This is a genomic window from Nocardia sp. NPDC057668 (assembly GCF_042799795.1).
GTDB lineage: Bacteria > Actinomycetota > Actinomycetes > Mycobacteriales > Mycobacteriaceae > Nocardia.
Genome location: NZ_JBHVIC010000001.1, coordinates 2,605,487 through 2,620,527 on the forward strand (window position 1 = coordinate 2,605,487; position 15,041 = coordinate 2,620,527).

General features: G+C 68.5%; 12 protein-coding genes. 3 read left to right on the forward strand and 9 right to left on the reverse strand.

The window, feature by feature from the left end:
• Positions 1-27: 27 nt before the first annotated feature.
• The 3 genes from ACFVBH_RS11950 to ACFVBH_RS11960 form a co-directional block, all read right to left on the reverse strand.
• A complete protein-coding gene (locus ACFVBH_RS11950; protein WP_379001311.1) occupies positions 28-648 on the reverse strand; it encodes a TetR/AcrR family transcriptional regulator in 621 nt (206 codons plus the stop codon).
• A 19-nt stretch (positions 649-667) separates the two neighbouring features.
• Entirely contained in the window at positions 668-1,276 is a 609-nt protein-coding gene (locus ACFVBH_RS11955) for a TetR/AcrR family transcriptional regulator (protein WP_379001312.1), read from the reverse strand.
• A 195-nt stretch (positions 1,277-1,471) separates the two neighbouring features.
• Positions 1,472-1,762: a hypothetical protein gene (locus tag ACFVBH_RS11960; RefSeq protein WP_354989311.1), complete on the reverse strand. Its 291-nt coding sequence runs from the start codon at positions 1,760-1,762 to the stop codon at positions 1,472-1,474.
• A 145-nt stretch (positions 1,763-1,907) separates the two neighbouring features.
• On the opposite strand from ACFVBH_RS11960, the gene ACFVBH_RS11965 reads away from it, so the two are divergent.
• Entirely contained in the window at positions 1,908-2,720 is an 813-nt protein-coding gene (locus tag ACFVBH_RS11965) for a class I SAM-dependent methyltransferase (RefSeq protein ID WP_379001313.1), read from the forward strand.
• Between the two features lie 47 nt (positions 2,721-2,767).
• On the opposite strand, the gene ACFVBH_RS11970 is transcribed toward ACFVBH_RS11965, so the two are convergent.
• Positions 2,768-3,838, reverse strand: coding sequence for an alpha/beta hydrolase family protein (locus ACFVBH_RS11970; RefSeq protein WP_354989309.1), 1,071 nt, complete (start codon positions 3,836-3,838; stop codon positions 2,768-2,770).
• A gap of 264 nt (positions 3,839-4,102) precedes the next feature.
• Between ACFVBH_RS11970 and ACFVBH_RS11975 the strand changes: the two genes are divergently transcribed.
• Positions 4,103-4,912 (forward strand): DUF1460 domain-containing protein, encoded by an 810-nt coding sequence (locus ACFVBH_RS11975; protein ID WP_379001314.1) that lies wholly within the window; start codon positions 4,103-4,105, stop codon positions 4,910-4,912.
• Between the two features lie 101 nt (positions 4,913-5,013).
• On the opposite strand, the gene ACFVBH_RS11980 is transcribed toward ACFVBH_RS11975, so the two are convergent.
• From ACFVBH_RS11980 to prpD, 5 genes are all read right to left on the reverse strand, one after another.
• Positions 5,014-6,102 carry an NAD(P)-dependent alcohol dehydrogenase gene (locus tag ACFVBH_RS11980; RefSeq protein ID WP_354989307.1) on the reverse strand — a complete coding sequence of 363 codons (1,089 nt, stop codon included), beginning with the start codon at positions 6,100-6,102 and terminating at the stop codon, positions 5,014-5,016.
• Positions 6,103-6,230: 128 nt separating this feature from the next.
• Positions 6,231-9,620: a pyruvate carboxylase gene (locus tag ACFVBH_RS11985; protein ID WP_379001315.1), complete on the reverse strand. Its 3,390-nt coding sequence runs from the start codon at positions 9,618-9,620 to the stop codon at positions 6,231-6,233.
• A 111-nt stretch (positions 9,621-9,731) separates the two neighbouring features.
• Complete coding sequence (locus ACFVBH_RS11990; protein WP_379001316.1) at positions 9,732-10,910, reverse strand: bifunctional 2-methylcitrate synthase/citrate synthase; 1,179 nt, start codon at positions 10,908-10,910, stop codon at positions 9,732-9,734.
• Positions 10,907-11,821: a methylisocitrate lyase gene (prpB, locus tag ACFVBH_RS11995; RefSeq protein ID WP_379001317.1), complete on the reverse strand. Its 915-nt coding sequence runs from the start codon at positions 11,819-11,821 to the stop codon at positions 10,907-10,909. Before prpB ends, ACFVBH_RS11990 begins: the two co-directional genes overlap by 4 nt.
• Complete coding sequence (gene prpD, locus ACFVBH_RS12000) at positions 11,821-13,323, reverse strand: 2-methylcitrate dehydratase PrpD (RefSeq protein WP_379001318.1); 1,503 nt, start codon at positions 13,321-13,323, stop codon at positions 11,821-11,823. Before prpD ends, prpB begins: the two co-directional genes overlap by 1 nt.
• 165 nt (positions 13,324-13,488) lie before the next feature.
• Between prpD and ACFVBH_RS12005 the strand changes: the two genes are divergently transcribed.
• Entirely contained in the window at positions 13,489-14,946 is a 1,458-nt protein-coding gene (locus ACFVBH_RS12005; protein WP_379001319.1) for a short-chain fatty acyl-CoA regulator family protein, read from the forward strand.
• Positions 14,947-15,041 lie beyond the last annotated feature (95 nt).

The following is a 15,041-nucleotide window of genomic DNA, read 5'->3' on the forward strand; positions in this document are numbered from 1 at the left end:
GGAACGCCCGGCCGATCGGCGCGCCCGTCACTCGGCCCGTCGGACCCGGTGCTCCGGGCGCGGGTCACCGAGCAGCCGGTACACCAGGTCCAGGAGCTGGTCGGTGTCCACGGAACGGTGGATCAGGACGCGGTGCAGGTGGGTGTCGAGCCCGTGCACCACGGTCCGGGCGGTCAGCGCCGGGTCGGTGCCGCCGCGCCCGCAGCGCGTGAGGTGATGGGCGACTTCGTCGGCGAGGTGTTCCTCGAACGCGCGCAGCTCGGCCAGTTCCACCATGTCGCGAGGGGCGACCCGGTGCATGAGCGCGTGCAGGACCGGCCGATCACGGTGCAACTCGACGACGGTGTCCAGGATCGTCCGCACGGTCTGCTCGAAAGATGGCTCGGTGCGGCGCAATTCGGCGAAGACGACCTCCAGCCGGGCCGCGCCTTCCCGCAGATGCCGTTCGGCGAGCCCGCGCAACAGCGCGTGCTTGTCCGGAAAGTATTGGTAGAGAGTGCCGATCGAGACGCCGGCGCGCTCCGCGATCCGATTGGTCGTCGCCGCGAGTCCTTCGCGCGAGAACATCTGCGCGGCGGCTTCCAGCACGATCTCCACGGTCTCGCGGGACCTGCGCTGCGTGGGCGTCCGGCGCCGGACCTCGGTCATACCTCCCACGGTAATCCGTTCATTCCGGCGTTCGCGCACCGTCCAGGTACCGGCCGAGCATCGCACCCAGGATCTCGAGCCGGGGCCCGTCCAGCTCCGGCAGCGGGAACGGCCCGTGGTGCACGGCGTCCCCGTCGAAGAACGTCCCGACCATCGAGCCGAGCACGAAGACCTGGTCCGAGCTCAACCCGCGCAGGGCGGACATCTTGCTGCCGCTGGCCAGCAGGGCCGCCGCGTAGTCCGCTCGCGCCGTCGAAAGTCGTTCCCGTAGTGCGGGATCCGTGCGCGCGGCCACCGTCAGCTCCAGCCAGACCGTGTTGAGCGGATCCCGTGCGGCCGAGCGCCACAGCGCCAGCACCGTGTGCACGTCGCCCCGTTCGGACAGCTGCGCCATCTTCGCGATGAACTCCTCCATGAGCCTGCGGCCGACCTCCGCGGCGGTGGCCGCCACCAGGTCTGCCAGGGTGTCGAAGCGCCCGAAGAGCCCGCCGTGCGATACCCCCGCGCGCCGGCAGACCTCCTTGACGGTCACCCCGACGTATCCGGCCTCGAGGATGGTCAGAATGGTCGCGTCGATGAGCAGTCCGCTCGTCTCGGCCCGGCGCTCCGCTTGCGTTCGGCGAGTCACCCCCACCTGTAACTCCTCCCACGCTGGGCGGTCGAACCGGGCGGCGCACCGCCCCGCGGGCGGCCGCCCGTCAATAAACGATCAACCGGTCGATATTTACGCTATCAAGCCGGGGCCCGGTCGCCGGTCACACCGGCGGGCCCGGCGCCGCCCGGCGATCGGTCATCGGCCGGGCGACCGCACGCCAAAGTGGGCTCAATGCCCCTGCCGGACAGGCTCGTTCACCCCACCCCGCGGATGCCGCCGCCGCCACTCCAGCAGCAGCACGACCCCGCCGGCGACGAACAGCACGGCCGCCGCCACCCCGGCGACCAGCGCCCAGCCGCCGAATCCGTACCCGCCCGCGACCAGCGCCATACCCACGGCCACGATGCCCAGCCCGAAGAGCAGGATCCCCAGCACATTGACGCCGTCTTCGATGCCCTCACCCGCGTGTTTGCGCGGGGTCCGGCGCAACCGCATTCCCGATGTCCGGCTCTCTGTCATGTCACACCTCCTGCGCACGCGTTCGCGCGCTCCGACTGCCTCTAGCCCCAGCACTACCCGGGCGGCCGCGATCGAATCGCCGGGGCGAAATCCGGCGCCACGAAAACCCCTGGCAGGTAAGGGCATCCTTAATTAGGCTGCGATCATGGGTGAATCGGTATCGCTGGGTGCGATCCAGGAAACACTGTTGATTCCGCTGTACGGCCGCGCCGAGGACGCGCGGCGACAGCCGAGCGTCCTGAACGACCGGCGGGCGATCGAGCTCGTCGAGGCCATCGACTACGACTTCACGAAATTCCGCGGTCCGTCCCTGTCGGGGTCGGTACTGCGCGCCGCCATCTTCGACGAATACGTGCGCGGCTTCCTGCGCGAGCATCCCGAGGGCACCGTCGTCGATCTCGGCTGCGGCCTCTCGACCCGATTCGACCGCCTGGACAACGGCCGCCTGCGCTGGTTCGACCTCGATGTCGAGGACACCATGGCCCTGCGCCGCAGGTTCTTCCAGGACGGCGACCGCTACACCATGATTTCCGGTTCGCTGTTCGACACCGACTGGTTCGAGCCGGTCACCGAACGCCCCGGTCCGCTGTTCCTGCTCAGCGAGGCCGTCATGCTCTACTTCCCTGCCGAGCGCGTGCACGCGGTGCTGCGGCAGCTGGCCACCCGATTCCCGGACACCCCACTGGCTTTCGACACCGGCGGGCAGCTCATGATGAAGAGCCAGGATCGCAACCCGGTCTTCCAGGCGGTCAGCGCGCGCATGCAGTGGATCTGCGACGATCCGGCCACGCTGGAAGTACACGGCCTGCGCCTGCGCGAATCGCGCACCTTCGCTCAGCCGCAACCGGCCGTGGCCCGCGAATGGCCGTTCAAATACCGCGCCATCGCCAAGCTCTTCGGCTGGGCGCCGCCGGTCACGACCTACAAGCTCAACCTCTTCATCACCGACCCGGCCTGAGCACGGACCCGCGCCCGGCCCCGACACTCGGGGCGGGCACGGTCCGGCTAGACGCCGAGTCCGCGCGCGAGCACCGGCCAGGACGCGACCAGCTCGTCGTCCCAGTAGCCCCAGGAGTGGGTTCCGTAGGGCCGCAGCACAACCGTGGCCGCGATGCCGAGCTCCTCCAGGCGGGCGCCCATGCTCCGGGTGCACTGATCGGTGGCGGCCTCGATGATGCCGCCCACCAGCAGCTGATTCGCCAGCGCGCCCACGCCCGTGCCGACCATGCGGCGGTCGCCGACCTTGTCGTAGGGGCCGGGCAGGCCGTTGCCGCTGGAGAGGTAGAGCTCGATGCCGCGCAGGCCCTCCGCGTTGAGGTACGGATCGTTGGTGGCCCAGTGCGGATCCTCCGAGCCGCCGTACATGTTCGCCGCGTCGCTGCCGCTGTAGCCGACGGTGAGCCGGACGAACGCCTGGCCGATGGGATCGGAGATGCGGGCGCACCCGCTGTAGGCCGCCACGGCGCTGTACAGGCCGGGCTTGGCGATCGGCAACTGCAGCACCGAGGTGCCGGACATCGACACGCCCGCAATGGCATTGACGCCGTTCGAGCCCAGGGCCGCGTCCATCAGCGGCGGCAGTTCCTCGGTCAGGTAGGTCTTCCACTTGACCACGCCCAGGCGCGGATCGGGCGAGCGCCAATCGGTGTAGTACGACCCCGCGCCGCCGATCGGCTGAACCACGTTGACGCCCTTGTCCGCCAGGAATTCCTCCGCGCGGGTCTGGTGATCCCAGGTGCCGATGCCGATGCCGCCGCTGCCGCCGTTGAGCAGGTACAGGATCGGGCGCGGCGCGGAGGTGTCGGCCGGGCGCTGCACCTCGACGGTGAGTTCCGAATCCATCGCGACCGAGTAGACGGTGAACTCCAGGTGCCTGTCCTCGTCGACCCGCGAGCGCACGATGTACGACCCGTCGGGTGCGACCACGGCGCCGGGCGGCGCGGCCGCCACGCCGGGCCGGGCGCCCGGTTCGCTCGGTTCCGGTGCGGCGGTACAGGGGGCCGACGGCAGGAGGACGGTGAGAATGCCTGCGGCAATCAGCGCAGCCGCGGCGCGCGTGGTCGAGCGAGAAAACACCTGCTGGGCCTACTTCTTCCGCACCGCTGCCTGGGGCACACAGCGGCGTTCAACTTCCGATTAGCTGTAACGACGCCCGCACCCTACGACAGATTCGGCGGGTATGGGTGTGTGAAGTCTGGCAGCCGTTGATAAACGGCAGGTTTCCAAATCCTGACAGCGGGGGTTGTTCTGCTCCCGCGGAGTCTTACTCCCCTGCGGCGGCCGCTCGCGGGTTACGGTGGAGGGCATCTGTTCACCGCTCGGCCCTTCCGTGGAGGCGATTTGCGCGTCATCGCTCGCATACTGTTCGTCGTGCTGATGCTGGCCGGGGGCGCCGGGCTGCTGAGTCCCGCGGCGGTCGCCGTCCCGGCGGATCCCGTCATCGACGACGTCAGCGCGGGCGAGATCGACCAATTGCTGGCCGTGCGCCGCGCCGCGCCCGCGGGCATCGGCAAGGGCGAGCTGATCGAGTTGCTGTCGGCCCACTTCCTCGGCACGCCGTACGGGGCGAACATGCTCGTCGGCGCCGCGGACCGGCCCGAAGAGCTGATCGTCGACCTGCGCCGGGTGGACTGCTTCACCTTCCTCGATTACGTCGAGGCCCTCACGCGGTCGACCACCCGCGCGGAGTTCGTCGCGAACCTGGTCGAAACCCGGTACTCCGGCGGCGAAGTCGCGTTCACCAAGCGCAAGCACTTCTTCACCGACTGGGCGAACACGCCCCGGATCGCGGCCGCGGACATCACCGGGACCCTCTCCGCCGCCGCGGTCAGCGTGCCGAAGCGGCTGAACATCAAGGGCGACGGCAGTTCCTACCTGCCCGGGCTGCCCGCGGTGGATCGCGCGATCACCTACATCCCGGCGGGCGCGGTGAACGAGGCGGTCGTCTCGCAGCTGCGCACCGGCGATTACGTCGCGGCCTACGCGGATCTGCCGGGCCTCGATGTCACGCACGTGGGCATTTTCGTGCGGACGCCGAACGGCCCGGTCTTCCGCAACGCCAGTTCACTGGCCGCCTACCAGGTGGTGGACACCCCGTTCGCCGAGTACGTCGGCACCACCCCGGGCCTGGTGGTCCTGCGCCCGCAGTAATCGCTCACCCGCGTCGTCGATGAGCGATCGAGGGCCGCACCGGTATCCGGTGCGGCCCTCGATCCATCTCGTGCCCGGCGATCACGCCGGGTGCATGCGGTTCACAGCACCAGGATGGGCTTGATGGTCGTACCCGCGTGGGCGTCGTGCAGGGCGGTGTTGATCTCGTCGAACGCGTAGCGCCGGGAGATCTTCTCGATCGGGAACTTGCCCGCCCGATGCCATTCGATCAGCTGCGGGATGAATTCCTGCGGGTCACAGCTGCCTTCGATGCAGCCGCGCACGGCCTTGCCGTTGCCGATGAGATGACCGATCTCGAAGTCCATGGTGGCCTCGCCCAGCCCGACCAGCACGAGGGTGCCGCGCGGGGCCAGCGCCAGCAGCGCCTTGGCGATGACCGGATTGGCCGCGGTGGTGTCCAAGGCGAAGTTCGCGCCGCCGCCGGTCGCCGCCTGGATCTGGGCCACGACATCCTCGGCCGCGCCGTCGATGGTCGCCGCCGCTCCGAGTTCCTTTGCCAGGGTGAGCCTTTCGGCCGACAGATCGACCGCGACCACGTTCTCGACCCCGAGCGCCCGCGCGGCCAGCAGCGCGGACATGCCGACTCCGCCGACCCCGAAGATCACGATGGACTCATGGGCCGCAGGCCGCATGACGTTGGCGACCGCGCCCGCGCCGGTCTGCACACCGCAGCCGAACGGGGAGCTGGCGACGAGATCGACGTCGTCGTCCACCACGACCACGCTGCGCCGCGAGACCAGCGCGTGGGTCGCGAAGCTGGACTGCCCGAAGAACACGCCCATCACCCGCTCGCCGTCCTGGCTCAGCGGTGAGGTGAAGTCGGAGCGGCCGCCCGAGGTGTTGCGCACCACGAAGTTCTCGCAGTAGGACGGCACGCCGGCCGCGCACTGCCCGCAGTCCCCGCAGCTGCTGTAGGTCAGCAGCACGTGATCGCCGACCTTGACGTCGTCCACATCCGAGCCGACCTGCTCGACGATGCCCGAGCCCTCGTGCCCCAGCACGATCGGCAGCTCCGCCGGGAACACGCTCTTGGTCACCAGGTCGGTGTGGCACACCCCGCTCGCGACGATCCGCACCAGCACCTCGTCGGCGCGGGGCTCCTCGAGGGTGATGGCTTCGAGCCCGAGCGGGGCCTGCGCCCCACGCGCAACCGCGGCTGTGATGTCCACCGGGACACTTCCCTTCCCAAGGTCGGCGAAGCGACTCTCACGCCGATTCACCTGCACCCTAGGCGACCGAAGCAAGTATTTCTAGAACCTGTTTCAGTTGGTGGACACATGCCTTGACAGCTGCTCGGTCAGCTCCCCGAAAGCACCAGCAACAGATCCCCGCCGTCGACCTGCCGGCCCCTGCCGATCGCCACGCGATCGACCACGCCCGCGCGGGGTGCGGTGATCGCGGCCTCCATCTTCATGGCCTCGATGGTGGCCACGGTGTCACCGGCCTCGACGCGGTCGCCCTGGGACACCGCGACGGTCACCACTCCGGAGAAGGGCGCGGCCAGCTGGGCCGGGTCGGCGGGGTCGGCCTTCTCGGCGAGGGGAACCTGCTGGGCGAGGGAGCGGTCGCGGACCTGGACCTGGCGGAGCTGACCGTTGAGCAGGCAGACGACGGTGCGCAGGCCGCGATCGTCGGGCTCGGAGACCGCTTCGAGGTTGATCAGCAGGGTGACGCCCTTGTCGAGCTGGACGCGGTGCTCCTCGTCGTGACGCAGACCGTAGAAGAACTGGTTGGCGGACAGGGCGGAGATGTCGCCGTACTTCTCACGGTGCGCGCGGAACTCGGCGGTCGGTCCGGGGAACAGCAGGTTGTTGAGCGTGGCGCGGCGCTCCTCGGAACTGCCGTTCAGGCCCGCCTCGTCCTCGGCGGTGAGCCGGGTCTCCGGCTTGGCCGGGCCGCGCCCGGCCAGCGCACGGCTGCGGAAGGGCTCGGGCCAGCCGCCCGCCGGGGTGCCGAGTTCCCCGCGCAGGAAACCGATCACCGAATCGGGGACGTCGAAACGCGCGGGGTCCGCGGCGAAGTCGTCGATCTCGACGTTCTTGCCGACGAGGGCGAGTGCGAGGTCGCCGACGACCTTCGAGGACGGGGTGACCTTGACCAGCCGGCCCAGGAGCCTGTCCGCAGCAGCGTATTTCGCCTCGACCTCCTCGAACTGATCACCCAGACCCAGCGCGATGGCCTGCTGACGCAGATTCGAGAGCTGACCACCCGGAATCTCGTGGGTGTACACGCGACCGGTCGGACCCGGCAGCCCGGATTCGAAAGGCGCGTATACCTTTCGCAGTGCTTCCCAGTACGGCTCGAGGTCGCACACGTTCTGCAGGTCCAGACCGGTGTCGTGCGGCGAATTCGCCGTCGCGGCGACGATCGCCGACAGCGCGGGCTGACTCGTGGTTCCCGCCATGGGCGCGCTCGCGCCGTCGACCGCGTCGGCTCCGGCCTGCCAGGCGGCGAGGTAGGTCGCGAGCTGACCGCCGGGGGTGTCGTGGGTGTGCACGTGCACGGGCAGATCGAACTCACGGCGCAACGCCGTCACCAGCGTCGTCGCGGCCGGAGCGCGCAGCAGCCCGGCCATGTCCTTGATGCCGATGACGTGCGCACCGGCTTCCACGATCTGCTCGGCCAGCTTCAGGTAGTAGTCGAGGGTGTACAGATCCTCGTCCGGGTTCGACAGGTCGCCGGTGTACGAGAGCGCGACTTCGGCCAGCGTGGTGCCGGTTTCGCGGACCGCGTCGATCGCGGGGCGCATCTGGTCGACGTTGTTGAGGGCGTCGAAGATGCGGAAGATGTCGATGCCGGTCGCCGCGGCCTCGGAAACAAATGCGCGCGTGACCTTTTCGGGGTACGGGGTGTATCCGACGGTGTTGCGGCCCCGCAGCAGCATCTGCAGGTTGATGTTCGGCACCGCCTCGCGCAGCGCGGCGAGGCGCTCCCACGGGTCCTCGTACAGGAACCGCAGCGCCACGTCATAGGTTGCGCCGCCCCAGCATTCGATGGACAGCAGCTCCGGCGTCATGCGCGCCACGTGCCCCGCGACATCGAGCAGGCCGTTGGTGCGCACGCGGGTGGCGAGCAGCGACTGGTGTGCGTCGCGGAACGTCGTGTCGGTGACGGCGAGGGCCTTCTGCTCGCGCAGCGCCCGCGCGAACCCCTCCGGCCCGAGCTCCAGAAGCCGCTGGCGGCTGCCCGCCGGCGGCGGCACGGCCAGATCGATGGCCGGCAGTTTGTCGTGCGGGTACACCTTGGTCGGGCGCGGGCCATGCGGCTTGTTCACCGTGATATCGGCCAGATAGTCCAGGATCTTCGACGCGCGATCGGCCGAGGTGCGCCGGGTGCGCAGTTCGGGCCGCTCGTCGATGAACGACGTGGTGACCCGCCCGGCCCGGAAGTCCGGGTCGTCCAGAACAGCCTGTAGGAAGCCGATATTGGTGGCGAGACCGCGAATGCGGAACTCGGTCACGGCGCGCCGGGCTCGAGCCACCGCCGTGGGAAAGTCGCGCCCGCGACAGGTGAGCTTGACGAGCATGGAGTCGAAGTAGCCGCCCACTTCCGCGCCGACGTTCGCGCCACCATCGAGACGCACGCCCGCACCGCCCGGTGAGCGATACCCGGTGATGCGCCCGGTGTCGGGGCGGAATCCGTTGGCCGGATCCTCGGTCGTGATGCGGCACTGCAACGCCGCGCCCCGGATGACGATCGACTCCTGGCTCAAACCCAGATCCGCCAGCGACTCCCCCGCCGCGATCCGCATCTGCGACTGCACCAGATCCACATCGGTGATCTCCTCGGTCACCGTGTGCTCCACCTGAATACGCGGATTCATCTCGATGAACACGTGCCTGCCGCGCTCGTCGAGCAGGAACTCCACGGTCCCCGCGCAGCTGTACCCGATCTGCTTCGCGAACGCGACCGCGTCCGCGCAGATACGATCGCGCAGTGCAGGATCCAGGTTCGGGGCGGGGGCGAGCTCGATCACCTTCTGATGCCTGCGCTGCAGCGAGCAGTCGCGCTCGTACAGGTGAATGACATTGCCGTGGGTGTCGGCCAGAATCTGTACCTCGATATGGCGCGGATTGATCACCGCCTGCTCCAGGAACACCGTCGGGTCGCCGAACGCCGACTCCGCTTCGCGCGCTGCGGCTTCGATGGCCTCGCGCAACAGCACGGCGTCCTCCACGCGGCGCATACCGCGCCCGCCGCCGCCGGCCACGGCCTTCACGAAGACCGGGAACTCCATGCTCTCCGACGCCTTCACGAGCTCGTCCACATCCGCGGACGGCGCACACGAGGCGAGCACCGGCAGCCCGGCGGCCTTGGCCGCGGCGATGGCCGTGGCCTTGTTACCGGTCCACTCCAGAATCTCCGCCGACGGCCCGATGAAGGTAATCCCCGCCGCCGCGCACGCCGCGGCCAGCGCCGGGTTCTCCGACAGGAAGCCGTAGCCGGGATACACCGCGTCCGCGCCCGAACGCCGTGCCGCCGCGATGATCTCGTCCACCGACAGGTACGCGCGGACCGGGTGCCCGACCTCACCGATCTCGTACGATTCGTCGGCCTTGAGCCGGTGCGGGGAATTGCGGTCCTCGTACGGGAAGACCGCGACGGTGTTCGCGCCGAGTTCGTACGCGGCCCGGAACGCGCGAATGGCGATCTCGCCGCGATTGGCCACCAGCACTTTGGAGAACATACGTGGATCTACCTCATGAGTCGGAGAGTCTCGAATGCGTTATGTCGCAGGGCAAAACGGTGGACGGCCCGCGCGGGTGTGCGCGGGCCGTCCCGGTTCCGGACGTCGATATCAGGCGACGACGGAACGCTGTGGCACGCCGACGTATTCACTCAGCGGACGGATCAGCGCGTTGGATTCACCCTGTTCGATGATGTGCGCGGTCCAGCCGGTGATACGGCTCATCACGAAGATGGGCGTGAACACCTCGATGTCGAAGCCCAGCAGGTAATACGCCGGGCCCGTGGGGAAGTCGAGGTTCGGCTTGATGCCGGTGGCCTCGGTCATGGTCCTGTCGAGGATCTCGTACATCTGCACCCACCGCTGACCGTCGGTGGCGGCCGCGATGTCCAGGAAGGCCTGCTTCATGGTCGGAACCCGCGAATCACCGTTCTTGTAGACCCGATGGCCGAAGCCCATGACCTTTTCCTTGTTGGCCAGCTTGTTGCGCATCCACTCCTCGGCCAGCGCCGGATCGCCGATCTCGATCATGTCGTGCATGACCGCCTCGTTGGCGCCGCCGTGCAGCGGGCCCTTGAGCGCTCCGATGGCGGCGGTGACCGCGCTGTAGATGTCCGACAGGGTGGAGGTGACCACCCGGGCGGCGAAGGTGGAGGCGTTGAAGCTGTGCTCCGCGTAGAGGATCAGCGAGACCTCGAACGCCTTGACCAGCTCCGGCGCCGGGACCTTCCCGAAGCACATGTTCAGGAAGTTCTCCGCGAAGCCCAGGTGCGAGTGCGGAGCGATGGGCTCGAGCCCGTGCCGCTTGCGATGGTCGGCGGCCACGATGGTGGGCAGCACGGCCATCATGCGAAGAGCCTTGGCGCGGTTGGCCTTCGGCGAGTTGTCCCACTCCTCGGGGTCCTCCGCGCCGAGCCAGCTGATGGCGGTGCGGACCACGTCCATCGGGTGGCAGTTGTCGGGCATCTTGGCGATGAGCGACAGCAGCGAGCGGTCCGCGCGCCGAGATGCGCGTTCCTGCTGCAGGAACTGTGACAGTTGGGTGTCATTGGGCAGTTCGCCGTACCACAGCAGGTAGGCGACCTGTTCGAAACTGCAGTTGGCCGCCAGATCCTGCACCGCGTAGCCGCGGTAGGTCAGCGAGTTGGTTTCCGGCACCACCTTGGAGACCGAGGTGGTGTCGACGACGACGCCGGCGAGACCTTTGTATATGGCCTGAATCGCGGTCTCCGGCCCACCCGCCGCCCGACCACCACCCCCCACAGAATCGCTCCGCGATACGGCACTCATTGGTTCCTCCCCAGAGTGAAATTGAAGATATCCGTGTCGAATTCGTTGTAGCGCTCGTACTGCAGGAGCTCGTACAGACGGCTGCGATGCTGCATCTTGTCCAGGAGCCCCGCTTGTGTTCCCTGCGTATAGATCTCACGCAGTCCCGCCTCGGCCGCGAACATGGCCAGGCGAAGTGTGGTGACCGGGTAGATGACCGCGTTGAAGCCGATCGAATCGAGTACTTCGGCCGCGAGCAATTCGGACTTACCGAACTCGGTCATGTTGGCCAGCAGCGGAATCGAGACCGCTGCCCGGAACTTCTCGAATTCCGCCGGGGTGTGCAGCGCCTCGGTGAAGATGAGGTCCGCGCCGGCGTCGGCGTACGCCTTGGCCCGATCGATCGCCGCATCGATGCCCTCGATCCCCGCGGCGTCGGTGCGCGCGCAGATCACGAAGTTCGGATCCCGGCGCGCGGCGACGGCCGCGCTCAACCGCCGGACCATGTCCTCGGTGGGCACCACGGCCTTGCCGTCGAGATGACCGCAGCGCTTGGGATTGACCTGGTCCTCCAGGTGCAGTCCCGCGATTCCCGCGTCCTCCATGACGGTGACCGTGCGGGCCGCGCTCATGGGCTCGCCGAAACCGGTGTCGGCGTCGATGAGCACCGGCAGATCGGTGACCCGGGCGATCTGCTGTCCGCGCCCGGCAACCTCGGTGAGGGTGGTGAGGCCGATGTCGGGCAGTCCCAGGTCGGCCGACAGCACCGCGCCCGAGACGTAGACGCCTTCGAAGCCGATCTCTTGAATCAGCTTGGCCACCAACGGATTGAAGGCTCCGGGGAAGCGCTGGATGCGTCCCGAGGTCAGTCCGGCCTTGAAAGCCGCGCGCTTGTCGGCGGCGGAGGTGGTGGCGGCGAGGAGGCCGGTCATCAGAAGAGACCCTTCGGGGACTGGGGCGCGCGGGCGAGCACGTCTGCCGAGACGACGAAGTTCAGCTCGGAGAGCTCTGCGGCAGACAGCTCGCCCGCGCGCTGGACCACTTCGAGGAAGCGGTCCTGCTCTGCGGGGGCGATGACGCCCTCGGCGAGGGTGCGGAATTTGGCGATGTACTGGTCGCGGGCGAAGGGCCGCGCGCCCAGCGGGTGCGCGTCGGCGACCGCCAGCTCGTCCACGATGACCTCGCCGCTCTTCAGCGTCACCTCGGCGCGCGCGCCGAAGGCCTTCTCGTTCGGGTCGATCGAGTGGTAGCGGCGGGTCCACTCCGCGTCCTCGGCGGTGGAGATCTTGTTCCACAGCTCGACGGTGTCGGGCCGCTGCGCGCGCTCGGGGGCGTAGGAGCGCTCGTGGTGCCACTCGCCGTCCTGCAGCGCGACCGCGAAGATGTACATGATCGAGTGGTCCAGGGTCTCGCGAGAAGCCTTGGGGTCGAACTTCTGCGGGTCGTTGGAGCCGGTGCCGATCACGTAGTGGGTGTGGTGGCTGGTGTGCAGCACGATCGAGGCGATCTGGCTCAGGTCGCCGACCCGCTCACGCAGGCGGAACGCCAGGTCGATCGGGGCCTGCGACTGGTACTCGGCCGAGTGTTCCTTGGTGTAGGTGTCCAGGATGCCGCGCTTGGCCTCGCCCGGGCCGGGCAGCGGGACGGTGTATTCCTTGGTCGGACCGCCGAGCAGCCACGCGATGACGCCGTCCTCGCCCTCCCAGATGGGCGAGGGCGCGCCCTCGCCGCGCAGCGCGCGGTCCACGGCCTCGACGGCCATCTTGCCCGCGAACGCCGGGGCGTACGCCTTCCAGCTGGAGATCTCGCCCTTGCGGGACTGCCGGGTGGCGGTCGTGGTGTGCAGCGCCTGGCCGACGGCCTGGTAGATGACCTCGGTGTCCAGGCCGAGCAGGGTGCCGATGCCGGCGGCGGCCGAGGGGCCGAGGTGCGCGACATGGTCGATCTTGTGCTCGTGCAGGCAGATTCCCTTGACCAGGTCGACCTGGATCTCGTAACCCGTTGCGAGACCGCGGATCAGGTCGCGGCCGCTGCGGCCGGTGTGCTGCGCGACGGCCAGGATCGAGGGGATGTTGTCGCCCGGGTGCGAGTACTCCGCGGCCAGGAAGGTGTCGTGGAAGTCGAGTTCGCGGACCGCGACGCCGTTGGCCCAGGCGGCCCACTCCGGGGAGAAGGTCCCCTCGATGCCGAAAACGGTCGCGCCCGGGGTGTAGGCGTGGCGCTGCGCCTGGGCGCGGGCGTTGGCCACCGGGCGGCGGGTGACCGAGGCGGCGGCCACGGCGGCATTGTCGATGATCCGGTTGACGATCATCTCCTCGGTCTCCGGAGCAACCTCCACGGCATCCGCGGCGACCTCGGCGATACGCCAGGCCAGGTGCTCCTCACGCGGGAAGACTTCCGCGGAGCGGTGGGTGCGGACGAGATGGTTCTTCACGGGCCGGGACCTCCTGGAAACGGATTCGGATCGAATTCATCGGTACTTTTCGCACGCTACACAGCGCCGTGGAAGCCGGAAATACCCCGCAAATGCCGATTTTTGCGGAAGCGGGGCTGTGAAACTGTGAAAGTTGTAAAAGTGCGTGTTGCTAGATTGGGCGACATGCAGAAGATGTATGCGGGCGGGCGGTTGCGCACTTTGCGGGAGCAGCGCGGCCTGTCGCAGTCCGCCATGGCCAAGACCCTGGGGCTATCGGTCAGCTACATCAATCAGCTCGAGCACGACCAGCGCCCGCTGACCGTCCCGGTGCTGCTGCGGCTCAACTCCACCTTCGATCTGGACATGGGGTTCTTCGCCGCCGACACCGATGCCCGGCTGATCGCCGCGCTGCACGATGTGTTCGCCGACGACTCCGGGATGACGCTTGGCCTCGAGGGCGCCGACGGTCCGGGGATCACCACGGCGGAGATCGACGATCTGGTGGCTCGCGTTCCGGCGGCCGCGCACATGCTGGTCGGGCTGCATCGCCGGCTGCGCGGGGCGACCGAGCAGATCGAGCGGATGTCGGCCGGAATAGACGGTGGGACAACCGATCCCACGGTGTCGCGCCCCTACGAGGATGTCCGGGACTACTTCTACGACCGGCGCAATCACATACCCGAACTCGACGCCGCCGCCGAAGAGCTGTTCGCGCGCAACGGTTTGACGATCGGCGGTCTGGATCTGCAACTGACGCGGATACTGCGGGAACAGCACGGTGTCGCGGTCATGATCCGCACGGACGATCCGGACGCGCCCGGCCCCAAGCGCAGCTACGACCCGAACGATCGCCTGCTGGTACTGGCCCGCCGGCTCTCCCCCGGCCAGCGCGCTTTCCAATTGGCCACGCAGCTGGCTTTTCTCACTCAATCCGCGACCATGGCCGCGCTCATCGACGCGGCGGAGTCGGTACCCGAACGCTCACAGGGCGTCCTGCGGATCGGCTTGGCGAACTATTTCGCCGGGGCATTGATCTTGCCGTACAGGCAGTTCCGCGATGCGGCGGAATCCCTGCGCTACGACATCGAGTTGCTGTCATCGAAATTCGAGGTCGGCTTCGAGACCGTCTGCCACCGCCTCTCGACCCTGCAACGCCCCGGCGAGCGCGGCGTGCCGTTCTTCTTCGTCCGCACCGACAGGGCGGGCAATATCTCGAAACGCCAGTCCGCCACCGCTTTCCACTTCTCCCGGGTAGGCGGCAGCTGCCCCCTGTGGGTGGTACACGAGGCGTTCTCGACTCCCGGCCGGATCCGCACCCAGATCGCGCAAATGCCCGACGGCCGCAATTACCTGTGGCTGGCCCGCACGACCGACGAGAACACCCCCGGATATCTCTCCCCCAAAAGGGAGTTCGCGATCGGCCTCGGCTGCGACCTGGCCTACGCCCACAAACTGGTCTACTCCCACAGCCTGCCGATCGACGATCCCCGCTCGGCGGTCCCCATCGGCGCGGGCTGCAAGGTCTGCGAACGCGCCGACTGCGGCCAGCGGGCGTTCCCCCAACTGGGCAGGCCCGTCCAGGTAGACGACAATCACGCCTTCCCCACCCCGTACGCGCCGATGCCTCTCACAGAGGCGTAACTCGTTGCGGCGGTGCCGGACTGCACTTGGCAAGCAGGATGGACGGACCGGCCGCAAGTCATGGTCCGACGCGTAACCGCGCCCACCGGTGACGG

Bases quoted from the DNA above. Each gene is read 5' to 3' on its own strand.
- ACFVBH_RS11985 (WP_379001315.1), bottom strand. From the start codon at position 9,620: ATGTTCTCCAAAGTGCTGGTGGCCAATCGCGGCGAGATCGCCATTCGC.
- ACFVBH_RS11965 (WP_379001313.1), top strand. From the start codon at position 1,908: ATGGGTGAATCGGTATCGCTGGGTGCGATCCAGGAAACACTGTTGATT.
- ACFVBH_RS11960 (WP_354989311.1), bottom strand. From the start codon at position 1,762: ATGACAGAGAGCCGGACATCGGGAATGCGGTTGCGCCGGACCCCGCGC.
- ACFVBH_RS11950 (WP_379001311.1), bottom strand. From the start codon at position 648: ATGACCGAGGTCCGGCGCCGGACGCCCACGCAGCGCAGGTCCCGCGAG.
- ACFVBH_RS12005 (WP_379001319.1), top strand. From the start codon at position 13,489: ATGCAGAAGATGTATGCGGGCGGGCGGTTGCGCACTTTGCGGGAGCAG.
- prpB (WP_379001317.1), bottom strand. From the start codon at position 11,821: ATGACCGGCCTCCTCGCCGCCACCACCTCCGCCGCCGACAAGCGCGCG.
- ACFVBH_RS11990 (WP_379001316.1), bottom strand. From the start codon at position 10,910: ATGAGTGCCGTATCGCGGAGCGATTCTGTGGGGGGTGGTGGTCGGGCG.